This window comes from Neisseria sp. N95_16, from assembly GCF_002551535.2.
Classification (GTDB): Bacteria; Pseudomonadota; Gammaproteobacteria; order Burkholderiales; family Neisseriaceae; genus Neisseria; species Neisseria brasiliensis.
In genome coordinates, this window is the sequence record NZ_PDBT02000037.1 from 1 (window position 1) to 24,044 (window position 24,044).

Here is a 24,044-nt window from a genome sequence, read left to right on the forward strand (position 1 = left end):
CTGTTGTGCTTTTCGGTAACAGTAGGTTCCGTTGACGGAATGCCGTCTGATTTCCCGACTGACGGTGGCGGGATGACAACCGATGTTCTGTGCGATTTGGTTTAGGGGTAGGTTGCGGTAATGTCTGGAAATGTAGTATCTTTGGTGTGAGGTCAGTTGTGTGTAGGCCATATTGCAATCTTTCTTGTCAGGAAAGGCAGTATACTACCGCATACTGGCCTTTTCTGTTATTGGAAATTGCACTTGTTAGGCGAATGTAAGGGCCTTTTCCTTTAAAATAATGCTTCGGCATATTCATCACAACGGGGCAGCATGAAAAATAAATCAATCAAACAATCGGCCAAGCCGGATTTGAAGGCGGGGTTTAATGAAGTTTTGGCGGCGTATCAGCGGCAGGATTTTCAGACGGCCTTGGAGAAGGCGCGGGGATTGTTGACCTTTTATCCGCAGCAGGATGCTGTTTTGAATATGGCGGGGGTGATTTTGGCGCAAACCAACCGCGAAGAAGAAGCGGTGGCGATGTGGCAGAAGATTCCAGAAGCGAAGAAAAGCCATTCGGTGTTGAACAATTTGGGCAATGCCTGCCGCCGCCTGAAAAAATGGGATTTGGCGGAGCAATATTTGCGCAAGGCCTTGAAATTGAAGCCGGATCATGCCGAGGCGCATTGGAATTTGGTGTTGACGCTCAATGATGCGGGGCGCAATGCGGAGGGTTTGCAGGCGGTGAAGGCGTTTTTGGCGTTGAAACCGAATGATGCGAATGGTTTGGAATACGCGGCGATGTTGGCGTTTAATGCGCAGAATTTTGCCGAGGCCGATACGTTTCAGACGGCCTTGTTGGCGCAGCAGCCTGAGCGTGCAGATATTTGGTTGAGCAATGCGTGGGCGAGACGCCGTCTGAAACGTTATGCGCCGGCGGAAGCAAGTTACCTGAAAGCTTTGGCGCTGGACGAACAGAATTACGATGCTTGGTACGGTTTGGCGAAAATGCGCCATTTTCAGCAGAAATATGAAGAAGCGTGTGAAGCGTTGACGCGGGCGGTGGCCTTGCGACCGGACAGCATTGAAGCGCAAAGCGATTTGGCTTTGAATCGCCTGTATATTTTGGGGCAGGCAGAGCAGGGCGTGGCGGAGAGTTTCCGCTTGGGCGATTTGTATGCGGCGCAGGCGGAAAATGTGCGCGTGCATGAAATTCGGCCGAAAGAGAGGCTGCACATCGGGCTGGTGTCGTCGGATTTGCGCCATCATCCGGTGGGCATGTTTGCGCAGGGTTTGTTGTGTTCCGAAGCGGCCAAGCAGTTTGATTGGACGGCCTATGCCAATTCACCGATTTTTGACGCATTGAGCGAAACCATCCGCCCGACTTTTCAGGCGTGGCACAAGATTGATGATTGGTCGGATGAGCAGGTGATGGCGCAAATCGCTTCAGACGGCATTGATATTTTGATTGATTTAAACGGCCACACCGCCGGCCACCGCATGGGTGTGTTTGCCGCGCAAGCCGCGCCGGTGCAGGCTGCGTGGTTGGGCTATTTCGCCACTACCGGTTTGCCGACCATGCAGGCGCTGATTGCCGATGGGTATTGTGTGCCGGAAGGCGAAGAAAAGCTCTACCGCGAAAAAGTGTACCGCCTGCCGCACACACGCTTGAATATGCGTGTGCCGGAATGGGATATTGCGGTGAACGAATTGCCCGCCCTGAGCAACGGCTACATCACGTTTGGCTGCTTCCAAAATCTGACCAAGCTGAATGATAACGTGTTGAAAACATGGGCGGCGGTAGCGAAAAAATACCCAAGCGCGCATTGGCGTTTTCAGACGGCACGCTTAACCGAAGGCAGTGATGAGCAAGTTGCGTTCAAGCAAAAATTACTTGATTTGGGTTTTTCAGACGGCGTATTGCATTTTCACGGCATGAGCGGCTACGAAGATTATTTTGCCGCGCATCATGAAGTGGATGTGGTGTTGGACAGTTTCCCGTTTCCGGGCGGCACGACCACGGTGGATGCACTGTGGATGGGTGTGCCGACGTTAACCTTGGCTTTGGAAGGGATGTTGTCGCGCCAAGGGCAGCAGCTTTTGTCGGCGGCGGGTTTGCCGGATTGGGTGTGTTCGCGCCTTGATGAGTATTTGATGAAAGCGTTTTACTGGGCGGATTCGGCGCATTGGGCCGAACTCGATACTTTGCGCCAAAGCTTGCGTGCGCAGGTGTTGGCCAGTCCGCTGTATGAGGCGGAAACCTTTGCCCGCGATTGGTGCGATACGGTAAAAACAATATGGCAGGATGCGTGTGAAAATAGATAGTTGATAAAAAGAGGCCGTCTGAAACTTTCAGACGGCCTTTGATGTGTGTTTTAACGGAGTTTTGTTGTGAAGCGTAAAGGAAAAATCAAACTGTTTTCTTGCGCAGTGAAGGATGGTTTTGCAAGTTATCTAAAAGGATATCAAGCATGCGCGGGGCGACAAGGTGCAGCTCGAAATTGTGTGGCGCAGACAGCCATTGCTGAATCAGGCCATCGATGCTGCATTTGACGAACACCGTAGCAAATTCGATATCCAGATTTTCATCTAAAGCGTGCTGCTCAACGCATTCGGCCAAAACCATATTGAGCTTGTGGTTCCATAAGGTTCGGTATTTGGCCACCAGTGAAATGATGGCTTCGTTTTGCTCGGTGTGTTCGCATTTGAGAAACAGAATATTGTAAAACTTATTATGCAGGCTGTTGTTTTCCAAACGCTCGAAAAATTTCATCAAGGACAGGCGGAAATTTAGCCAGCTGTCTTTGTTGGTGCTTTCCAAATCCTGCACCAAACAATTTTCAATGTCGTCTGAAATGCGTTGGAACAAGCCGTCGAACAAATCTTCTTTGTTTTTAAAATGCCAATATAAAGCACCGCGGGTCACACCGGCGGTTTGGGCGATTTCGTTGAGTGAAGTGCGGGCCACCCCTTTTTTGTAAAACGTCTCCAAAGCGGCCAACATTAAATGTTCTTTGGTCTTCAATGCCTCGATTTTGGTTTTTCTCATTTGTGTTCAAATCTTTATGTAAAAAATTCCGTGTATTATAAAAAATAATTTCATAATATGCAATAATGTATGTATAATGACGCCCGTAATCAGCTTATATAATCAATGTTTTAGTCAAAAAATTGATGTTTTCTTGCCAGCCTTACCGGTTCAAACGTGTAAGCAGGCAGTTAGTGTTTATAGGTTGTGTGTAATAAATTTACAGAAACAATCAAGACGATAGGAAAAGTAATGAATCTTCATGCTTCTCAAATGCTGCGTGTGGCAGTAATTGCCGCTGCAACCGCTTTGGCTTTGTCGGCCTGCGGAAAAGGCGATGACGCGCAGAAGCAAGGCGGTCAAAACGCTCAAGCCCAACAAGAAGCCCGTGCGCCTGAAGTGGGCGTGGTAACGGTGTATCCGCAAACGGTTTCTTTGACCACGGAATTGCCGGGTCGCTTGGAATCTATCCGTACTGCACAAGTACGCGCGCAGGTAGGCGGTATTATTGAGAAACGTTTGTTCCAAGAGGGTAGTTATGTCCGCGCCGGTCAGCCGTTGTATCAAATCGACAGCGCCACTTACGAAGCCAACTTGGAAAGCGCACGCGCGCAATTGGCGACTGCAGAAGCGGCCTTGGCCAAAGCCAATGCTGACTTGGCACGCTACAAACCATTGGTAGAAGCCGATGCCATCAGTCGTCAAGAATACGACGCAGCCATCACGGCTAAGCGTTCGGCCGAAGCTAACGTGAAAGCTGCGCAAGCATCGATTAAATCAGCCGGTATTAATGTTCGCCGCAGCCGCATTACTGCGCCGATTTCAGGTTTTATCGGTCAGTCTAATGTTTCCGAAGGTACGCTGGTAAATGCGGGTGATACTACCGTATTGGCTACTATTCAACAAACCAATCCGATGTATGTGAATGTGACCCAATCGGCCACCGACATCATGAAGCTGCGCCAAGATATTGCCGAAGGTAAATTGCAAACCGTCAACGGCGGCATCCAAGTCGGCATTAAATTTGAAAATGGCAGCATGTATAACCAAACCGGCCGTTTGCTGTTTGCCGACCCGACCGTAAACGAATCAACCGGTCAAGTGACTTTGCGTGCGGCGATTCCGAATGAAGACAATATCTTGCTGCCGGGTCTGTATGTGCGCGTATTGATGAATCAGGCTGATGTGGCCAATGCCTTTGTGGTGCCACAACAAGCGGTGACCCGTGGTGATAAAGACACTGTAATGATTGTGAATGCCCAAGGCGGTATGGAGCCGCGCGTGGTGACTGTAGCGCAACAGCAGGGTGCATATTGGATCATTACCGAAGGCTTGAAAGAAGGCGACAAAGTGATTGTCGACGGCACCATGATTGCCGGTATGACCGGTGCGAAAAAAGTAACGCCGAAAGAATGGACACCGCCTGCCGAAGCCGGTCAAGCGCAGCAGGCTTCACAAGCTGAGGCTTCAGCGCCACAAGCCGCTTCTGCACCCGCACCGGCAGCGCAAGCGGAAGAAACCGCTGCTGCTTCTGAAGCCAAGAAGTAAGGATGCACTAAATGTCTAAGTTTTTTATTGACCGCCCCATTTTTGCATGGGTAATTGCGATTTTTATCATCGCAGCGGGTATTCTCGGCATTCAAAATCTGCCGATTTCGCAATATCCTTCCGTAGCCGCGCCGACCATTTCCATGACCGCCACCTACCCGGGTGCCTCGGCTCAGGTAATGGAAGACAGCGTATTGGCCGTCATCGAACGTAATATGTATGGCGTCGAAGGGCTGGATTACATGACGACTTCTGCCGACTCAAGCGGCAGGGGTACAGTAAGCCTGACCTTCACACCGGAAACCAATGAAGATTTGGCACAGGTTGACGTGCAAAACAAATTGTCGGAAGTCTTGTCTTCGTTGCCTTCTACTGTACAGCAATACGGTGTAACGGTATCGAAAGCACAATCCAACTTCCTGATGGTGGTGATGCTGTCGTCTGAAGTGCAGTCTGCCGAAGAGATGAACGACTATGCGCAGCGCAACATCGTGCCTGAATTGCAACGTATCGACGGTGTCGGCCAAGTGCGTTTGTTCGGTGCGCAACGTGCAATGCGTATTTGGGTGGATCCGGCCAAATTGCAAAACTATAACTTGTCGTTTGCCGATATTTCCAGCGCATTGCAAGCGCAGAATATTCAAATTTCTGCCGGTTCGATTGGCGCATTGCCTGCTGCACAAGGTCAAACCATGGCCGCAACCGTGACTGCCCAAGGCCAGTTAAGCACGGCTGAAGAATTCGGTAATATTATTTTGCGTTCCGATACCACCGGTGCCAACGTTTATCTGAAAGATGTGGCTAAAGTGACTTTGGGTATGCAGGATTACTCGACTTCAACCCGTCTGAACGGTACGCCCACTACCGGTATGGCGGTGATGCTGTCAAACAGTGGTAATGCCATGGCGACCGCTACAGCCGTAAAAGAGCGCATGGAAACATTGCAACGCTTCTTCCCGGAAGGCATGAGCTGGCAAGCACCTTACGATACTTCGACTTTCGTTGAATTATCGATTGAAAAAGTGGTGCATACCCTGCTTGAAGCGATTGTGCTGGTGTTCTTGGTGATGTATTTGTTCCTGCAAAACATCCGCTATACGCTGATTCCGACCATTGTGGTGCCGATTTCGCTGTTGGGTGCGTTTGCCTTTATTTCCTATATGGGCATGTCGATTAACGTATTGACCATGTTTGCGATGGTATTGGTCATCGGTATTGTGGTCGATGATGCGATTGTGGTGGTGGAAAACGTCGAGCGTATTATGGCGACGGAAGGTCTGCCGCCAAAACAAGCCACCAAAAAGGCGATGGGTCAGATTACCGGTGCGGTAATCGGTATTACCGCGGTATTGATTTCGGTATTTGTGCCATTGGCAATGTTTAGTGGTGCCACCGGTAATATTTACCGCCAGTTTGCCATCACAATGGCTTCGGCGATTGCATTCTCAGCTTTCTTGGCCTTAACGCTGACACCGGCTTTATGCGCCACCATGCTGAAGCCGATTCCGAAAGGTCATCACGAAGAGAAAAAAGGTTTCTTCGGCTGGTTTAACCGCAAATTTGATGCCGGTACGCACCGTTATACCGGTGTGGTGGGTAAGGTATTGAATAAAGCAGGCCGCATGATGGTGATTTATGTGTTGCTGGCTGCAGTAGGTGTGTTCTTCTTTGTTCGTTTGCCGACGTCGTTCTTGCCGACTGAAGACCAAGGCACGATTATGTTGAATGTGCAATTGCCTGCCGGTGCGACCAAAGAGCGTACCGATGCGACTTTGGCGCATGTCAACCAATTGGCCAAATCCATGCCTGAAGTGCGTGATGTCGTTGCCGTATTGGGCTTCAGCTTCTCGGGTTCCGGTCAAAACATGGCGATGGGCTTCATTATTCTGAATGATTGGGCGGAACGTACCGATCCAAGCAGTGGTGCGGCAGCTGTGGCCGGTAAATTAACCGGCGCAATGATGGGCACGATTAAAGACGGTTTTGGTTTGGCCATTGTGCCACCGGCCATTATGGAATTGGGTACCGGTTCAGGCTTAACCATTTACCTGCAAGACCGCAACAGCTCAGGCCATGGCGCACTATTGGCCAAACGCAACGAACTGCTGCAAAAAATGCGTCAAAGCCCGATTTTTGATGCCAGCACAGTTCGTTCTAATGGCTTGGAAGATGCACCGCAACTGAAAATTGACATTAACCGTCAGTCTGCTGCTGCACAAGGCATCAGCTTTGCCAATATTCAGAGCATGTTGTCGAACGCTTTGGGTTCTGCTTATGTGAACGACTTCCCGAATAAAGGCCGTCTGCAACGCGTAATGGTGCAAGCTGATGCATCTGCCCGTATGCAGCCTGCTGATATTCTGAACATGACCGTGTTAAACAATTCCGGCGTGGCGGTTCCATTCTCCAGCATTGCCACCGTTTCTTGGCAAACCGGTATGGAACAAAGCGTGCGCTTCAACGGCTATCCGGCCATGGAAGTGACCGGCACACCGGCAAGCGGTTATTCTTCAGGTGAAGCCATGGCTGCTGTGCAGCAGATGGTGGACGAAATGGAAGGCGGCTACAGCTTAGAGTGGGGCGGTCAGTCACGCGAGGAAGCCAAAGGCGGCTCGCAAACCTTGATTCTGTATGCATTCTCGATTGCAGCGGTATTCTTGGTGTTGGCGGCGCTGTATGAAAGCTGGTCGATTCCGTTGGCCGTGATTCTGGTGATGCCGCTGGGCTTGGTCGGTGCTGCAGTAGGTGTGACAGGCCGAAATATGTTTGAAGGTTTGTTCGGTGCGCCACCGGCTTATCTGAACGACATTTACTTCCAAGTCGGTTTCGTGACCGTGATGGGTTTGAGTGCGAAAAATGCGATTTTGATTATTGAGTTTGCCAAAGACTTGCAAGCTCAAGGCAAGAGCGCGTTGGATGCTGCATTGGAAGCTGCCCGCCTGCGTTTCCGTCCGATTTTGATGACCTCGTTTGCGTTTATTTTGGGTGTGGTTCCGCTGTATATTGCCAGCGGTGCCAGCTCGGCCAGCCAGCGTGCCATCGGTACGACGGTGTTCTGGGGTATGTTGATCGGTACGATTCTGTCGGTGTTCTTGGTGCCGCTGTTTTATGTGGTGGTGCGTAAGTTCTTTAAAGAAACCGCACACGAGCATGAAATTGCTGTTCAACAAGCCGCCGCTGCGGGTATGTTGACCGACGAAACCACGCAATCTGACGCTGATAAGCACTAATCGAAGCTAACAGGCCGTCTGAAAAAGACTTGATTTTTCAGACGGCCTTAAGGATTTATTATGAAAAATACAACCATCAAACCTGTGTTGAGCGCAGTGGCTGCTGCGGTGCTGCTGTCAGCCTGTTCGCTGATGCCAAAATACGAGCAGCCGACTGTGGCCGTGGCCGACACCTTCAAACACGATACTGCCGAACCGGGCATTCAGGCCGCTTCATTGGGCTGGCAGGATTATTTTGCCGACCCGCGCCTGCACCGTTTAATCGAAATCGCATTGGAACGCAACACCGATTTGCGCCAAGCTGTATTGAATGCCGAAATCTACCGCAAACAATACATGATTGCCCGCAATGATTTGTTGCCGAGCATTGACGGCAGCGGCAGCGCAACCCGTTCACGTACTGCGCGCGATATGAGCAGTACCGGTTCGTCATACGTCCGTGAAGCCTATACCGTGGGCTTGGGCGTGGCTTCTTACGAAATCGATTTGTTCGGCCGTGTGCGCAGCACCAGCGAAGCCGCTTTGCAAGGTTATTTCAACAGCGCCGCCACCCGCGATGCCACGCATTTGACTTTGGTTTCCAGCATTGCCAAAGCCTATTTCAACGAACGCTACGCCGAAGAATCCATGGCTTTGGCGCAACGTGTGTTGAAAACGCGTGAAGTGACTTACGATTTGTCGAAACTGCGCCATCGAGCCGGTGTGATTTCCGCTGTGGACTTGCGCCAACAAGAAGCCTTGATTGAATCGGCCAAAGCGGATTACGCTTCTGCCGTACAAGCCCGCGAACAAGCGCGTAACGCTTTGGCTTTATTGATTAACCAGCCTTTGCCGGAAGACTTGCCGAAAGGCTTGCCATTGAACCGTCAGTTTAAAATTGACCGCCTGCCGGCCGGTTTGAGCTCAGAAGTATTGCTGAACCGTCCTGACGTGCGTGCAGCGGAATTTGCGCTGAAACAAGCCAACGCCAACATCGGCGCGGCGCGTGCAGCGTTTTACCCACGCATCAGCCTGACCGGTTCTTTGGGCACTGGTTCTACTGAATTGGACGGCTTGTTTAAAGGCCCGAACCGCATGTGGTCGTTTGGTCCGTCAATCAGTATTCCGATTTTCAACTGGGGCACCAACAAAGCCAATCTCGACGTCGCCAAATTGCGCCAACAAGCCCAAGTGGCCGCGTATGAAAACGCTGTGCAATCTGCCTTCCAAGACGTATCCAACGCCTTGGTAGCACGTCAGCAGCTTGACCAACGCTACACCGCCTTAATCAAGCAAAGCCGCTCATATGGCGACTACCTGCGCCTAGTCAACCTGCGCTACAAACACGGTGTATCCAGCGCCTTAGATTTGCTTGATGCCGAGCGCAGCAGCTATGGTGCCGATACGCAAGTATTGGCCACCCAGCTGACCCGCTTGGAAAATCTGGCGGATTTGTACAAAGTATTGGGCGGCGGTTTGAAACGCTTTACCAACGATCCGGTTGAAACCAGCAATTAAGGTTTGAATCATGAAAAAAATGCCGTCTGAAAAACAAAAGTTTTTCAGACGGCATTTTTAATTTTGATGGCTCAGAAAATCAATATCAACGCTTAATCGCCAACGTCAACACACCCGCCGTCACCAAAGCCAAGCCAATCCATTCTTGTATATTCGGGCGTTCATCCAAAAACACCACCGCCATCAGCGCGACCAAGACCAAGCTGAATTTATCCACGGGCGCGACTTGCGAGGCATTGCCCATTTGCAGCGCTTTGAAATAGGCCAGCCATGATGCACCGGTAGCGAGACCGGAGAGAATCAGGAATGTCCAGTTGCGGCCGGTAAAGCTTTCTACGCCTTGCCATTTCCCGGTGTAGGTGAGAAACAAAGCCAGCGCGGCGATGATGACCAGTGTGCGGATAAAGGTGGCAAAATCCGAATCAATGCCCTGCAAACCGGCTTTGGCAAAAATGGCGGTAAGTGCGGCGAAAAATGCTGAAGCCAATGCCCAATAAAACCAAGTAGCACCCATGTGAAATCCCTTTTTTTTAAATATTTTAAATAGAAATAAAACAAGAAGCTTTCAGACGGCCTGATAAGCCGTATTAGGCCGTTTGAAAACAAAAAACAGTCTCTCAATTTGAAAAAATGCGGTTCGTTCTCAAAAACGTTATAATGCCATGATACACCCAATTCCATCTACTTGGAGGAGAAAACATGAGTTTCAAAACCGATGCCGAAATCGCGCAAGCCGCAACCATGCAGCCGATTGCCGACATTGCGGCCAAGCTTGGCATTGCCCATGAAAAGCTGGAGCCATATGGTCATTACAAAGCCAAAATCAATCCTGACGAAGCGTTTGCGCTGCCGAAAAAACAAGGCCGTCTGATTTTGGTGACCGCCATCAACCCAACCCCAGCAGGCGAGGGTAAAACCACAGTAACCATCGGTTTGGCCGATGCCTTGAACTACATCGGTAAACAGACCGTGATTGCGCTGCGTGAGCCGTCTTTAGGCCCAGTGTTTGGCGTAAAAGGCGGTGCGGCCGGTGGCGGTTATTCGCAAGTGTTGCCGATGGAAGACATCAATCTGCACTTTACCGGCGATTTCCACGCCATCGGTGCGGCTAACAATCTGCTGGCGGCCATGTTAGACAACCATATTTATCAAGGCAACGAGCTGAACATCGACCCAAAACGCGTGCTGTGGCGCCGTGTGGTGGACATGAACGACCGCCAACTGCGCAACATTATTGATGGTTTGGGCAAAAGCGTTGACGGCGTGATGCGCCCTGACGGCTTTGATATTACCGTTGCTTCCGAAGTAATGGCCGTGTTCTGCTTAGCCAAAGACATCAGCGATTTGAAAACACGCTTGGGCAATATTTTGGTGGCTTACGCCAAAGACGGCAGCCCGGTTTACGCCAAAGATTTGAAAGCCCACGGCGCAATGGCGGCCTTGTTGAAAGACGCGATCAAACCGAATTTGGTGCAAACCATTGCCGGCACACCAGCATTCGTCCACGGCGGCCCGTTTGCCAACATCGCCCACGGCTGTAACACCGTGTTGGCGACCCGTTTGGCGAAGCACTTGGGCGATTATGCCGTGACCGAAGCCGGTTTCGGTGCCGATTTGGGCGCGGAAAAATTCTGCGACATCAAATGCCGCTTGGCTGAATTAAAACCTGATGCCGCTGTGGTGGTGGCTACCGTGCGCGCGCTGAAATACAACGGCGGTGTGGAACGCGCCAACTTGGGCGAGGAAAATTTAGATGCATTGGCCAAAGGTTTACCAAACTTGCTGAAACACATCAGCAACCTGAAAAACGTATTTGGTCTGCCGGTGGTGGTGGCGCTCAACCGCTTTGTATCCGACACCGATGCCGAATTGAAGCTGATTCAAGACGAATGCGCCAAGCAAGGCGTGGAAGTATCGTTGGCCGAAGTATGGGCGAAAGGCGGCGAGGGCGGCGCGGACTTGGCGCAAAAAGTGGTTAACGCCATCGAAACCCAGCCGAACAACTTCCAATTCGCCTACGAAACCGACCTGCCGATTAAAGACAAAATCCGCACCATTGCGCAAAAAATCTACGGCGCGGCCGATGTGGAATTCAGCGCCGAAGCCAACGCCGAAATCGCCTCGCTGGAAAAACTCGGCTTAGACAAAATGCCCGTGTGCATGGCGAAAACCCAATATTCATTGAGCGACAACGCCGCTTTATTGGGTAAACCCGAAGGCTTCACCGTCAGCGTGCGTGGCATTACCGTATCCGCCGGCGCAGGTTTCATTGTTGCCCTGTGCGGCAACATGATGAAAATGCCGGGCTTGCCGAAAGTGCCGGCGGCGGAGAAGATTGATGTCGACGAAAATGGCGTGATTCATGGCTTGTTCTGATAGTAAGTAGGTAAAAGGCCGTCTGAAAGTAATATGTTTTCAGACGGCCTTTCTTCTCTATAAATCATTAAATTTTTTTAAAAAATTAACATGATCTTCTTGGGAGTAAAGTTCAATTCTAGAGATCTCAATAATTTTTATTTTAATTTAAAATTAATCTTCATCTCTAAATCCCATTACATATGGTTTATTAGCTTTTTTTGAATTATCTATAGTAATGATTTCTAGGAAACTATCATTATCTATATCATTAAAAATATACCCAGACATTGTATTTACTGTAACTGAGTCTAAGAGCACCAAGGAAGACATATTATTATTTCTAGAAAATTGATATATTTCTAATTTACAACTGTAAGAGCCATCTGTAGACTGAATTAGTAATTCTTCTTTGCCATCATGGTCGATATCTAATTTTGTAATGTGATAAGGAGATGAAACTTTTTCTTGGAAGTCGTATGGTGTAATAACTTTATCTTGAGCAGAAACTCCTAACATTCCTATTAATTCAAATGGTTGGGCTTGCTGTTTATTCAGTAATTCTTTTTGCATTTTCCCATTAGCTATATTTGTATAAACTGCATAGATGAATGAAACTACGCCAATAATCCATCCGGACCAAGTTAAAAAGGTAGTAATTTGATTATTTTCTGACATTGTTTTTTCTCAATTATTTGCTTTTTATAATACCGTAAGGAAGGTATTGTAAATAGTCTTTATTTCTACAACTACATCAAATCTTTTATAATAACGGCAATTCAATACAAAAGGCCGTCTGAAATGACCCAAAACACAAACAATCTCTGCTGGCTCGACATGGAAATGACCGGCCTCTATCCCGAAACCGACAAAATCATCGAAGTGGCGATGATTATCACCGACCAAGATTTGAATGTATTGGCGCAATCTGAAGTGTACGCTGTGCATCAAAGTGATGATGTTTTGAACGCGATGGACGAATGGAATACAGCAACCCACGGCCGCACGGGGTTGACCCAACGGGTGCGCGAGTCAAGCTACACCGAAGCGGAAGTCGAGCAGAAATTACTCGATTTCATGGCTGAATGGATTCCGGAAAAAGCCACGCCGATGTGCGGTAACACCATTCATCAAGACCGCCGCTTTATGGTGAAATACATGCCGCGCTTGGAAGCGTATTTCCATTACCGCAATTTAGATGTGTCCACTCTGAAAGAGCTGGCCAAACGCTGGCATCCGGCTGTGGCCAAAGGCGTGGTGAAACGCGGTTCGCATCAGGCTTTGGACGATATTTTGGAAAGCATCGAAGAAATGCGTTATTACCGCGAGCATTTTTTGAAATTGCCACAATAGGGTAAAACAGGCCGTCTGAATGTTTCAGTTTCAGACGGCCTTTTATCATTCAGACATCAAACTGCGCTACAATCGTCACACACTGTTGATAAAAGGTTGCCCTTATGACCTACCAATACCGCCAAACCCTACCCGATACGCCGCTGGATATTGTCGGCGATGTGCACGGCGAATTTGCCGCCTTGCAAAACCTGTTGCGCCATTTAGGCTACGATTCAGACGGCCGCCATCCAGATGGGCGCAGGCTGGTGTTTGTCGGCGATTTGTGCGATCGCGGACCGGACAGTCCGGCAGTGTTGAAATGGGTGAAACGCGCGCAAGAGCAGGGCTTGGCCTATGTGGCGTTGGGTAATCACGAATTGAATATTTTGGTGGACGACCGCAAAGACGGCTCGGGCTGGTTTTTTGATTCACGCGCACAAAAAGACGGAATCAACTATGCGCCGTGGCAGCGTGCCAATGAAGCGGAAAAAGAAGTGCTCGCCGCATGGCTGGCCAAGCAGCCGATTATTTGTGAACGCGCCGATATCCGCATTATTCATGCTGCGTGGTTGCCGGAAATGTTCCCTCGCTTGGACGACGCACAGGCGCGTGGCGAAGATTTGGTCACGCAATACCGCCGTTTTGACCAAGAATTGAAGCAACAGCTTAAGACGGCCTCATGGTATGAGGATTACCGCTACGAGCAGCAGCATTATGCCGAATTGGCGGAAAATCCCGACCAAGCGCCGCCGCCCATGCCGGCTACTGCGCAATATGATTTTGCCCGCGGTAAAGCGCACCCTTTGCGCGCCTTGACCAGCGGCATGGAAAAATTGGTGTCGGAACTGTTTTATGCCGGTGGGCGTTGGCGCGGAACCAGTCGCTGCCCGTGGTGGGAAGATTATCAGGAAGATGTGCCGGTGGTGATTGGCCATTATTGGCGCACTTGGCAGCCGAATCCAAACACCGTTGCCGCCGAGCGCAAATTGCTGCCTACCCAACCGACGGCTTGGCACGGCGCGAAAAACAATGTGTTTTGCGTGGACTTTTCCATCGGTGCCAGTTGGCGTGTGCGCAAGTTCCCCGAAAAATATTCGCAGCAACAATTCCGCTTGGCGGCCTTGCGTTGGCCGGAACGGACTTTGATGTTTGATGATGGGGAAGTGGTGGCGACGGATTAAAGTACTGTTAGCTGCTTGGATTTTTGATTCAGTGAAAAGTACGTTGATGGATGTATGTAGGCCGTCTGAAAAAATCATTTTCAGACGGCCTGATAAAGTTTACTACTAATCACATATTGAGATGATTTTATTGTGGCATATCACGATTGAGAAACCAATGACTAAGCGGCCAATCAACGCTGTCAAGCAGGTTTTTGGTGATTAATCCCAGCTCTGTATCGCCTTCAATCTGTAATTTGCGTTTAAAAAATAATGTATCCGGATCTTCTTCCCGCATAATCATGCGCATAAAATCAACACCATTGGCGGCCAAACGTAAATCGGGTGCTCCCTCAAAAGCGTTTGCAATAAATTTTTCTTCATTGGCACCAAATCGGATTTTCACACCGGCATCCAATACATCGATTTCAAACTTCCTTCCGGCAAAAAGGCTCATATCGGCCGGCAGCAGCTCTTTAGCCAACATGGTGTTTAAGGCGGTGACCAATATAAAACGGGGCGGTTTGGCGGGTAATTTACCGACCAACTTTCCCAACCATTGTGGCAGGATGATTTCAGGCAGCTCCATAATATTTCTCCTTAACGGCCTCAATTCCAGGCTGGCCAAACCAATATCCATCGACCAACGTTCCGGTTGATAAATGTTTCAATTCGGGTAAAGCATCGGTTAAAGATAATATGCCGTCTGTAACGTCACGATGAATTTGAACAATCTCTGCCATACCGGTTATTTGCGGCGACAAACGCAGTATGTCTATACCGATGGCCGCCATGTCTTGATGGTGCGGCAATAGGTTCTGGCAGCCGTAAGACATGGTCTGAATCCCATTAATGGTTAAAAAAGGCTGGCCTTCACGGGTATTCATGGTCATGCCGTGATCGTAATCCAAGCAGCGGAATTCGCAGCTGTCTTTATTCAGATTGTAATGGCGGGCAGTAAAACAGCGGGATGAATAGGCCAGCGGCATTTTCCCCCATGCGAATACTTCGGTTTCGATACCGTTTGTTGCAGAAGTAATCGCAGCCAATTTTTCCCGACTCAATTCTGCAGGAGCCAACCAGCGATATGCGCCCAAATTTTTAAATAATGTCAGGGTAGTGTCGTTATAGATATTGAGGCTGGCACCGGCTACAAACGGTATGCCGTGTTCGCGAGCCAGTTTGACAGCACCCATATCGTTGGCTTCAATTTTAAATTTTCCTTGCCCGGCAATTTTGCGCAAGCGTTTTAAATCGGATTCACTTTCCAGTAAAACCTGTGAAGATAAAATAATTTCTTTACCGCTGTCTGCCAAGTCTTCTGCCAAGCCGAACCAGTCCGAAAAGCGCATTTTTTGTCGGCGCGAACACACGACTTCTCCAAGATAAATGGTATCGAGCGGGGCATCCAGCATGGTTGTATAAAACTCCAGTAAAGTTTCTTTTTGCCAGAAAAACAATACAGGGCCTAATGATAATTTTAATTTGCTCATACGGTTTATCCTATTTCCACGGACGGCTATATGCCCCTAAAGTTGTTTGGCTGCCTTCAGAGACTTTACCCAAAGCATTGCTCCAAGCAGGTTGGATACGGAAATGTTTCTTATCGGCTGCCGCCGCATCCAAAGCTTGCCGCATGGCTTTCGTCACTTGTGCCGTGTACATCGGACTGCGTTGGCGGCCTTCAATTTTGACGGCACTGACGCCGATATCGATTAATTGCGGCAACATTTCCAGTACATTCAGACTGGTCGGTTCTTCTAATGCGTAATACGTTTCATCATTGACTTCAAAGCGGCCTTTGCACAAAGTCGGGTAGCCGGCCGGTTCGTTCGGATTGAATTGATCAATCAATATATGGTTTAAACGCACATCCATGCGGTCTGGTTTTTGTTCCCAACGAACCGATTTTGCAGGAGAACATACTCCCTGCATATTGGGTGATTCCCCGGTAGCATAGCTGGATAAAATACAGCGGCCTTCAACCATCACACACAGGCTGCCAAAACCGAATACCTCGATTTCGACATCGGTATGTTCGATAACATGTTTTACCTGATCAATTGTCAAAACACGGGGCAAAACGACTCGGCGGATGTTAAACAAATCTTTCATCAGGTTGATGGCTTCGTAATTGGTTGCGGAACCCTGCACAGACATATGCAGCCGTAAATCAGGATATTTGTCGGTGGCATAAGCCATCAGTGCTGGATCGGCGACAATCACGGCATCAGCGCCCAGTTGCACTGCAGTATCAATAGCTTTTTGCCACTGTTCGGATTGTCCGGCTTGGGCAAAGGTATTGATGGCCATTAACACCTGCCGCCCTCGCTCATGAGCATAGGAAACCCCTTGCATTGCCGATTTCATATCAAAATTTAAGCCTGGAAAATTTCGGGCATTCGTAGCATCTTTGAGTCCCATATAAACGGTGTCTGCACCATTATCAATTGCTGTTTTCAAAGCAGGTAAATTACCAGCCGGGCAGACCAGCTCCGGAATTTTCTGCATATTATGCTCCTTGTTATTTACTATCTTAATATCGGTTTAAAATCAATATCTGGTATGACAAGGCGGATTTTATGTATAAAAAGCACAATATGTTCTGACTTAAATCAAGCTGATTTTTGGGAATTAGATGTTTGTTAATATTAAATCAAAAAAGAGATCAGTATTTGAATATGTTTTTCAAAGGGTTATGAAAAGTGGGAAGATTTCACATTGAAAGAAATTGGCTATTATATTTATAAATTTTTACAATAATAGCAGTTTGTTTGAGGCTGATTTAAATAAAAGGCCGTCTGAAAAACCATTTTCAGACGGCCTTTTATGTTAATCATCAATCATTTATAAATCAAACACAGCCGTCACCGGCGCATGGTCGCTCGGACGCTCTTGGCCGCGTGCAACCAAATCAACGTTCACATCTTTTAATACCGCAGACAAGGCCGGAGAAATCAGCAGGTGGTCGATGCGCAAGCCCAAACCGCGTTGGAACATGGCGCCGCGGTAGTCGAACCAAGTGTAAAACGCGCCTTCGGGGTGGATTTGGCGCAGGCTGTCGGTAAGGCCTAAGTCGAGCAGGTTTTTAAACCATTGGCGCTCAATGCTGGAACAATGGATTTTTTCATGCCATTTTTCCGGGTCGTAGCAGTCGGCATCGGCCGGAGCGATGTTGAAATCACCGAGCAAAACCAATTTTTCATGGCGGGTCAGTTCGTCACGCACAAATTCGGTAAGCGCGGCAAACCATTGTTCTTTATATTCAAATTTCGGGCTGTCGAGCGCTTCGCCGTTAACGCAGTAAACATTAATCACGCGCACGCCGTTGATGGTGGCGGCAATCACGCGGCGTTGCGGGTCGTCGGGCAGGTTGGGCAGGCCGGTGTGCACATCTTGCGGCTCGATACGGCTGATAATGGCCACGCCGTTGTAGGTTTTTTGGCCGCTCCAAACGGTGTGCCAGCCCATCATTTGCAGCGCGGCGGCAGGGTATTTGTCTTGGTCGAGCTTGAGTTCTTGCAAGACCAAGACATCGGGTTGGTGTTCGGCCAGCCAGTTTTGCACTTGCGGCAGGCGCACATTGAGGGAATTGACGTTCCAAGTGGTGATTTTCATGGGGATTCCGTGTGTGGGAGAACAGGCCGTCTGAAAGTGTCGGCCGAAAAAAACAGCGCGGTTGGCTGATAAACCGCGCTATTTTAGCATTGATTTTGGTGGGATTTAAACTCAAGCGGCTTGTTGGCCGGCTTGTTTTAAGCTTTTGAGCGTGTGCAAAATCATGGCGGCTTCATCGGAAATCAGGCGGTATTCGAGCACGCGGTGGTAGCGGGTGAATTCGACCAAGCCTTCGCTGCGTAATTTGGCTAAGTGGTTGGACACAGTGGTAGCGTGTTGACCGGTGGCGGCGCAAAGTTCCGTTACGTTGCGATCGCCTTCAAGCAAGAGAAACAGGATGCTCATACGCTCGGGTTGGGCGATGAGTTTCAATAGGGTTGAGAGACGTTGGTTTTCCATGGTCGTACTTTGTGTTCGGCTGAGATAAATAATGCGGTAGATAATTGTAAAAGATAGTCATTCTTTTTCCGATTATCGTGATTTCGAACCGCTTGTTTTCATTGAGTTTAACATCAAATTTGTGCTTGCCGATTTACTTAGTTTAAAAATATCGTAAAGAATTGTTAATGGCGAAAATCAAAAAGCCGTCTGAAATGTTTCAGACGGCCTTTGTATGGATTCAGCGCTTATTTTTGCGCAAAACCTTGTTTGTGTAAAAACGGCAGAATTTCAGGGCGGATTTCGCCTTTGAGCGATTCAGTCATTTGTTCGACCCAATCGGTGTCCATTTTGCTGCGTTCTTGGTAATAAGCGCGGGTGAGAGTGCGGTAATCGGCCAGCACTTGTTCGTCAATCGGCTGGTAATGGTTTTCGGAAACCATGGCTTCCAGCGGCAAACGCGAGCGCAGCATTGGGTCTTGTGCCGGATGGCCGAGCGCCATGCCGAACATCGGCACAACGTGTTTCGGCAGCTTCAAGATTTCAGTGGTGCGGTTGATGTCGTTGCGGATGTAGCCGAGATACACGCCGCCTAAGCCCAATGATTCGGCCGCCAGCATCACGTTTTGCGCGATGATGCCGCAATCGACGGCGCCGATTAACACCATTTCCGTCCAATCGAGTTGCGATTCAGGGGCGAAAGATTGGTGTTTGGCGAAGTCGAAACAGAAAATCAGCAGTTCGGCGCAGGTGTCGATGCTGCTTAAAGCGCGGCCGATGTCCCGAATTTGGGTGCGCACTTCGGGATCGGTCACGCGGATGATGTGGGTGCTTTGGAAAAAGTTGGAGGTCGAACCGGCACGACCGGCGTTTAAAATGGCGGTGAGTTGTTCGCTGCTGATCGGCTCATCGGTGAACTTGCGGATAGAGCGGTGCGCCAAGGCGGTTTCGATGACAGGTTTGCTGGATAAGGTCATGATTTTCCTTTCTATTTGATTAGGTGTGAGGCCGTCTGAAAAATATGGCTTGGGTGATGGTGTTCAGACGGCCTTGATGTTGTGTTTTGTATGGGGAAGGTGTTGTGGCTCAAACCCTCTCCCTAGCCCTCTCCCTTGCTTAGGGAGAGGGAACGGATTACAGAAGCATGAAGATTGTTGCGTGAGCGGTCAACCGATTTATGCCAATTTCAACGCCAGTTCGGCCAAACGTTTGCCTTGGGCAAAAGCCAATTCGTTTTCATCGGCGCTTAATGCCGCACTGCCGTCGTGTCCGGCCACATGTGATGCGCCGTAAGGCGTGCCGCCGCTTTGGGTATGGCTGAGGGTGCTTTCGCTATAGGGAATGCCGCTGATGACCATGCCGTGATGCAGCAGTGGCAGCATCATGGTCAGCAGGGTGGATTCTTGGCCGCCGTGTAAAGAACTGCTGCTGGTGAACACGGTGGCCGGTTTGCCGGATAATTCTGCGCCCAGCCATTGCGGAATCGTGCCGTCGATAAAGTATTTCATGGCAGCGGCCATGTTGCCGAAACGGGTCGGGCTGCCCAATGCCAAGCCGGCGCAGTTTTTCAAATCGTCGGCAGTAGCGTAAGGTGCGCCGCTGTCGGGGATGTCGCTTTCTACCGCTTCGCACACGGTGGAAACTTTCGGTACGGTGCGTAACACGGCTTCGCAGCCGGCTACGCTTTCGATGCCGCGGGCGATTTGGCGGGCGAGATTGAGCGTGCTGCCGTTTTGGCTGTAGAACAAAACTAAAATGTTAAGGGAAGTTGGGTTCATGGCGTGATTCCGTTACAATGGCTTAATCAAACTGCTTTTCAGACGGCCTAAAGGGAAGGCCGTCTGAAAAATCATCATCATACAATACATTAAGGAAAAGAGTATGCCGTTTTTAAAATGGTGGCAAGGATTGTTGGAAAATAAAGTGGTCGGATTTTTGAAGTTTGTGTTCGACCGCTTTAATAATGAACGTGTGCCGCAAGTGGCATCGAGCCTGACCTTTACCACGCTGCTGGCATTGGTGCCGGTGTTGACGGTGATGTTGGTGGTGGTGTCGGCTTTTCCGGTGTTTGATCAATGGACGACGTCGTTTGTCGAATTCATCAACCGCATGATTGTGCCGCAGGGCGCGGATGTGGTGTTTGAATATTTGAATCAATTCAAAGACAAAGCCAGCAAATTGACCGCCATTGGTAGCGTGATGTTGTTTGTGACCTCGCTGATGTTGGTGCAAACCATCGACAGTGCGTTTAACCGTATTTGGAATGTGCACACGCAGCGACCGTTGGTGCGCCAATTTTTGGTGTATTGGGCATTGCTGACGTTTGGCCCCTTGTCGCTGGGAGTGAGCTTGTCGCTGATTGTTGGCGCGGTAAACGGCTTGGGCTTGGAATACATTTCGCCGGTGTTAGCCGAAGCGGTTAGGTTTTTGATGTCTTTGTTTTTCAGCACAGTCTTGCTGTGGGCACTTTACCGCTTTGTGCCGCACCGTTTTGTGCCGGCCAAACATGCTTTAATCGGTGCGGTGGTGACGGCGTTTGCATTGCAGATTGCGCGCTATATTTTCGCTTGGTACATGAGCAATTTCGACGGCTATAAATCGATTTATGGTGCGTTTGCCGCGATTCCGTTTTTCTTGGTGTGGTTGAATCTGCTGTGGTCGATGGTGTTGGCCGGGGCCGTGTTGACGTCTTCGCTGTCGTATTGGCGCGATAATGCTTTTCGTCGCAATTTCGATTCTTCCGGCCGCTTTGATGATGTGTTGAAAATTCTGTTGCTGCTCGACGCGGCGCAGCAGGAAGGCAAAGCCATGCTGGTGCAGGAATTGCGCGCCCACATCAATATGGGCTACGACGAACTGGGTGAGCTGTTGGAAAAACTGGCGCGCCATGGTTATGTGTATTCGGGCAAACAGGGCTGGGTGTTGAAAACCAGCGCGGATAAAATCGATTTGGCCGAATTGTTTAAGATTTTTGTCTACAGCCCATCTTATGTGAAAAAAGACAAGGTCAACGCCGCCGTCGATAAAATCATGCAGCCTTGCGTGGAAACCATGAACATGACCTTGGCCGAATTCCGTGTGCACACGGATAATCAGGATAAATCTGTTGCGGCCTTAAAGAAAATTTTTGACGATATATAATATTCAGGCCGTCTGAAAACAATTTTGCTTTTCAGACGGCCTGATACCTAAATCTAAATCAGCCATGAAAATCACCGCTTTTGTTTCCCTTTTGTTCGCCACGTCTTCAGCCTTTGCCGCCCACGGTTTGGGCTTGGGGCAGCCGCCGAAGTATCCGCCGCATTTCAAAGCCTTTGATTATGTGAACCCGAATGCGCCCAAAGGTGGCACGTTTACGCTGCCGGTACAGGGTGGGTTTGACACGCTCAATCCGTTTACGCTCAAGGGCGACCATGAGGCGGGCGTGGCGACGTTGACGCTGGATACGCTGATGGAAAAAAGCTTGGACGAGCCGTTTGCCATGTATGGTTTGCTGGCAGAAGACGTCAGCTTGGCTTCAGACGGCCTGTCGGTTACGTTTAAGCTCAACCCGAAAGCACGCTTTCACAACGGTGAGCCGGTCTTAGCCAAAGACGTGGCCGCTTCGTTCCGTACTTTAACGCAAGACAAAGCCGCCGCGCCGATGTATAAATTTTACTGGAGCGATGTTGCCAAAGTGGAAACACCCGAAGCGCGCACGGTGGTGTTCCGCTTCAAGAAGAAAAACGCCGAATTGCACATGATTTTGGGCGAACTGCCGGTGTTTTCACGCAAAAGCTATCCCCAAGGGTTGGCGGCTGTGGCCAATACCATGCCCATCGGTTCCGGCCCATACCGCTTTGCCCGCGCCGACAGCGGCCGCTTGAGCGAATACCGACGCGACAAAAATTACTGGGCGCAGCATTTGCCGGTGCGTAAAGGACGGTATAACTTTGATACCGTGCGCTTTCGATATTTCAAAGACGATAGCGTGCGCATCGAAGGCATCAAAGGTGGGCGTTATGATTTCGTGCAGGAAAACGTCGCCCGCAACTGGGCGCGCGCCTACCCCGACGACATGCTGAAAAAACGCGGCTTGAGCAAACATGAATGGCAACACGGTAATACCGCCGGCATGCAGGGCTTTGTGATGAATCAGCGCCGCAAGCCGTTTGATAATGTTTTGGTGCGCCAAGCGATGGTGGAGAGCTTTGATTTTGAAAACACCAACACCAAGCTGTTTTACGGCGCATACCGGCGCAGCAACAGTTTTTTCACCAACAGCGCGATGGCGGCGACAGGCAAACCCAGCGGTGCGGAATTGGCGTTGCTGAACACGGTGAAAACGCAGTTGCCGCAGGCGGTGTTCACGCAAAACGTGCCGCAGCCGCCGGTGGTAAATCCACAAATCGGCGTGCGCCCGCAGCTTTTGAAAGCGCGCGCATTATTGCTGCAAGCGGGCTACCGTTACCAAAACGGCAAGCTGGTGGACAAACAGGGCAGGCCGCTGGTGTTTGAATTTTTAAGCCCAAGCAAAACCTATGAGCGCGTAACCGCCAAATGGCAGCGCGATTTGGCCAAAATCGGCGTGGGCATGAACATACGCATCGCCGATCCGGCGGTGTTTCAAAAGCGCATGAACGCGTTTGACTACGACATGACGATTGTGGTGTATGCCAATAGCGAAAGCCCGGGTAATGAGCAGTTTAATTATTTCAGTTGCGAAGCGGCGAAAACCGAAGGCAGCCGCAATTGGGCGGGCGTGTGTGATCCGGCGGTGGATGTGTTGCTGAAACGCTTTGAAAATTTCAGCAACCGTGAAGAATTGACTGTCTCTGCCCGCGCTTTAGATAGAGTGTTGCGCCATCAATATATTGTCGTGCCCAATTGGTTCAGCGACCGCTATCGCGTGGTTTATCGCGATAATCTGGGCATTCCGAGCACATTGCCGAAATATTACAGCCCACTGGATTGGGCGCTCAGTTCGGCATGGGTGAAACCTTAAGGCGATGGCGCTTACCGATAAGGGGTAAAAAATACCGATAGGCGGTGATCTTCTATTGTAAATAATATCATTTGGTTTATAATGATGGAAAAAAATGCAGCATGAATAAGTGCTGCCCAAGCCAATAAATATATTATTACGTGGAAAATGCAATGAATACCTTTTTTAATCTTTCAGACGGCCTGTTTGTTTATCTATGGTGGGCGCTACCGGTGGCCTTGGCGGCCATTTTGGCGAAAACCCATTGGTTGAGAAATTTTACCGCGCGCTTTGCCGTGAATGTGCGCGCCAAATGCTTATTGGATGACAAAACCTATCACGCTTTTCCGAATTTGGATGTACGCTGTGGTGGCGAGCATGAGCAAATTGATTGTGTGTATGTGTCGCGCTTCGGCATTTTTGTGGTGAACACGCCGAACCAGCAAGGCCGGATTTGGGGCGACGACGGCAGCGGCATGTGGACGCGTAAGCTGCATAAGAATCAAGCCAGATTTGAAAACCCATTGTTGAAAAACCAGCAATATATTCAGGCATTGGCGGATCAATTATCGGTGTCGCAGAAAATGTTTTATTCGGTGGTGGTGTTTCCAAAGCATTGCTATTTTCAAACCATGATGCCGGATAATGTGTTGGACATCAGCGATTTTAAAGAATTTGTCGCGCAATATGATGAAGTGGTGTTTACCGATGAAGAAGTTGCCGAGATTCGTGCATCATTGGAAACCAGCGAATTTGATGTGGTGTTTAACCGCGTGGGCTTGAGCGCTTAAGTTTTTTAGTAAATGAAATCAATCAAGTAGGCCGTCTGAAAGTTTATCTTTCAGACGGCCTTACATTCGCATTTCAAGTGCAACGCTCAAATGCCATTGGCAAGGGCTGCTGAAAACAGATCACCCGGTGTCTCATAGTCCAATGTCTTTCTCGGTCGGCGG

21 protein-coding genes are annotated in these 24,044 nt (G+C 49.5%); 10 read left to right on the plus strand and 11 right to left on the minus strand.

Annotated features, from left to right (window positions below):
* Window positions 1–171 (minus strand): helix-turn-helix domain-containing protein (locus CRG49_RS13850; RefSeq protein WP_157807888.1); only part of this gene is annotated, 171 nt, incomplete at its 3' end.
* A gap of 141 nt (window positions 172–312) precedes the next feature.
* On the opposite strand from CRG49_RS13850, the gene CRG49_RS07315 reads away from it, so the two are divergent.
* Complete coding sequence (locus CRG49_RS07315) at window positions 313–2,304, plus strand: glycosyltransferase family 41 protein (RefSeq protein ID WP_095502447.1); 1,992 nt, start codon at window positions 313–315, stop codon at window positions 2,302–2,304.
* Between the two features lie 85 nt (window positions 2,305–2,389).
* On the opposite strand, the gene CRG49_RS07320 is transcribed toward CRG49_RS07315, so the two are convergent.
* The gene (locus CRG49_RS07320; protein ID WP_095502446.1) at window positions 2,390–3,028 is read right to left on the minus strand and encodes a TetR family transcriptional regulator; all 639 of its coding nucleotides are present in this window, start codon (window positions 3,026–3,028) and stop codon (window positions 2,390–2,392) included.
* A 231-nt stretch (window positions 3,029–3,259) separates the two neighbouring features.
* On the opposite strand from CRG49_RS07320, the gene CRG49_RS07325 reads away from it, so the two are divergent.
* Genes CRG49_RS07325 through CRG49_RS07335 form a run of 3 tightly spaced genes read left to right on the plus strand, consistent with a single transcriptional unit; the run spans window position 3,260 to window position 9,282 of the window.
* Entirely contained in the window at window positions 3,260–4,555 is a 1,296-nt protein-coding gene (locus CRG49_RS07325; protein ID WP_095502445.1) for an efflux RND transporter periplasmic adaptor subunit, read from the plus strand.
* A gap of 11 nt (window positions 4,556–4,566) precedes the next feature.
* Window positions 4,567–7,785, plus strand: a complete 3,219-nt coding sequence (locus CRG49_RS07330) for an efflux RND transporter permease subunit (protein WP_095502444.1) — start codon at window positions 4,567–4,569, stop codon at window positions 7,783–7,785.
* A 60-nt stretch (window positions 7,786–7,845) separates the two neighbouring features.
* Window positions 7,846–9,282: an efflux transporter outer membrane subunit gene (locus CRG49_RS07335; protein WP_095502443.1), complete on the plus strand. Its 1,437-nt coding sequence runs from the start codon at window positions 7,846–7,848 to the stop codon at window positions 9,280–9,282.
* Window positions 9,283–9,367: 85 nt separating this feature from the next.
* On the opposite strand, the gene CRG49_RS07340 is transcribed toward CRG49_RS07335, so the two are convergent.
* A complete protein-coding gene (locus CRG49_RS07340) occupies window positions 9,368–9,796 on the minus strand; it encodes an EamA family transporter (protein WP_095502442.1) in 429 nt (142 codons plus the stop codon).
* 185 nt (window positions 9,797–9,981) lie between these two features.
* Here CRG49_RS07340 and CRG49_RS07345 point away from each other — a divergent pair, with 185 nt between their 5' ends.
* Window positions 9,982–11,658 carry a formate--tetrahydrofolate ligase gene (locus CRG49_RS07345; RefSeq protein ID WP_095502441.1) on the plus strand — a complete coding sequence of 559 codons (1,677 nt, stop codon included), beginning with the start codon at window positions 9,982–9,984 and terminating at the stop codon, window positions 11,656–11,658.
* A 153-nt stretch (window positions 11,659–11,811) separates the two neighbouring features.
* On the opposite strand, the gene CRG49_RS07350 is transcribed toward CRG49_RS07345, so the two are convergent.
* Window positions 11,812–12,315 carry a hypothetical protein gene (locus tag CRG49_RS07350; protein ID WP_097784586.1) on the minus strand — a complete coding sequence of 168 codons (504 nt, stop codon included), beginning with the start codon at window positions 12,313–12,315 and terminating at the stop codon, window positions 11,812–11,814.
* 123 nt (window positions 12,316–12,438) lie between these two features.
* Between CRG49_RS07350 and orn the strand changes: the two genes are divergently transcribed.
* Both orn and CRG49_RS07360 read left to right on the plus strand, forming a co-directional pair.
* Complete coding sequence (orn, locus tag CRG49_RS07355) at window positions 12,439–12,990, plus strand: oligoribonuclease (RefSeq protein ID WP_095503103.1); 552 nt, start codon at window positions 12,439–12,441, stop codon at window positions 12,988–12,990.
* 104 nt (window positions 12,991–13,094) lie between these two features.
* Complete coding sequence (locus CRG49_RS07360; protein ID WP_095503102.1) at window positions 13,095–14,153, plus strand: metallophosphoesterase; 1,059 nt, start codon at window positions 13,095–13,097, stop codon at window positions 14,151–14,153.
* A 127-nt stretch (window positions 14,154–14,280) separates the two neighbouring features.
* On the opposite strand, the gene CRG49_RS07365 is transcribed toward CRG49_RS07360, so the two are convergent.
* The 7 genes from CRG49_RS07365 to wrbA form a co-directional block, all read right to left on the minus strand.
* Entirely contained in the window at window positions 14,281–14,721 is a 441-nt protein-coding gene (locus CRG49_RS07365) for an SCP2 domain-containing protein (RefSeq protein ID WP_095503101.1), read from the minus strand.
* On the minus strand, window positions 14,708–15,625 hold the full coding sequence (locus tag CRG49_RS07370; RefSeq protein WP_095503100.1) for a U32 family peptidase: 918 nt from the start codon (window positions 15,623–15,625) through the stop codon (window positions 14,708–14,710). Before CRG49_RS07370 ends, CRG49_RS07365 begins: the two co-directional genes overlap by 14 nt.
* A 10-nt stretch (window positions 15,626–15,635) precedes the next feature.
* Entirely contained in the window at window positions 15,636–16,643 is a 1,008-nt protein-coding gene (locus tag CRG49_RS07375; protein WP_095503099.1) for a peptidase U32 family protein, read from the minus strand.
* Between the two features lie 336 nt (window positions 16,644–16,979).
* Entirely contained in the window at window positions 16,980–17,750 is a 771-nt protein-coding gene (gene xth, locus CRG49_RS07380; RefSeq protein WP_095503098.1) for an exodeoxyribonuclease III, read from the minus strand.
* A 111-nt stretch (window positions 17,751–17,861) separates the two neighbouring features.
* The gene (locus CRG49_RS07385) at window positions 17,862–18,149 is read right to left on the minus strand and encodes a helix-turn-helix transcriptional regulator (protein ID WP_095503097.1); all 288 of its coding nucleotides are present in this window, start codon (window positions 18,147–18,149) and stop codon (window positions 17,862–17,864) included.
* Between the two features lie 227 nt (window positions 18,150–18,376).
* Entirely contained in the window at window positions 18,377–19,105 is a 729-nt protein-coding gene (gene nfsA, locus CRG49_RS07390) for an oxygen-insensitive NADPH nitroreductase (RefSeq protein ID WP_095503096.1), read from the minus strand.
* A gap of 198 nt (window positions 19,106–19,303) precedes the next feature.
* Entirely contained in the window at window positions 19,304–19,906 is a 603-nt protein-coding gene (gene wrbA / locus CRG49_RS07395) for an NAD(P)H:quinone oxidoreductase (protein ID WP_095503095.1), read from the minus strand.
* Window positions 19,907–20,009: 103 nt separating this feature from the next.
* On the opposite strand from wrbA, the gene CRG49_RS07400 reads away from it, so the two are divergent.
* The 3 genes from CRG49_RS07400 (at window position 20,010) to CRG49_RS07410 (ending at window position 23,882) form a co-directional block, all read left to right on the plus strand.
* A complete protein-coding gene (locus CRG49_RS07400) occupies window positions 20,010–21,269 on the plus strand; it encodes a YihY family inner membrane protein (RefSeq protein ID WP_095503094.1) in 1,260 nt (419 codons plus the stop codon).
* Between the two features lie 64 nt (window positions 21,270–21,333).
* Entirely contained in the window at window positions 21,334–23,112 is a 1,779-nt protein-coding gene (locus CRG49_RS07405; RefSeq protein ID WP_095503093.1) for an extracellular solute-binding protein, read from the plus strand.
* 152 nt (window positions 23,113–23,264) lie between these two features.
* Window positions 23,265–23,882 carry a nuclease-related domain-containing protein gene (locus CRG49_RS07410; protein ID WP_095503092.1) on the plus strand — a complete coding sequence of 206 codons (618 nt, stop codon included), beginning with the start codon at window positions 23,265–23,267 and terminating at the stop codon, window positions 23,880–23,882.
* Window positions 23,883–24,044: the final 162 nt, after the last annotated feature.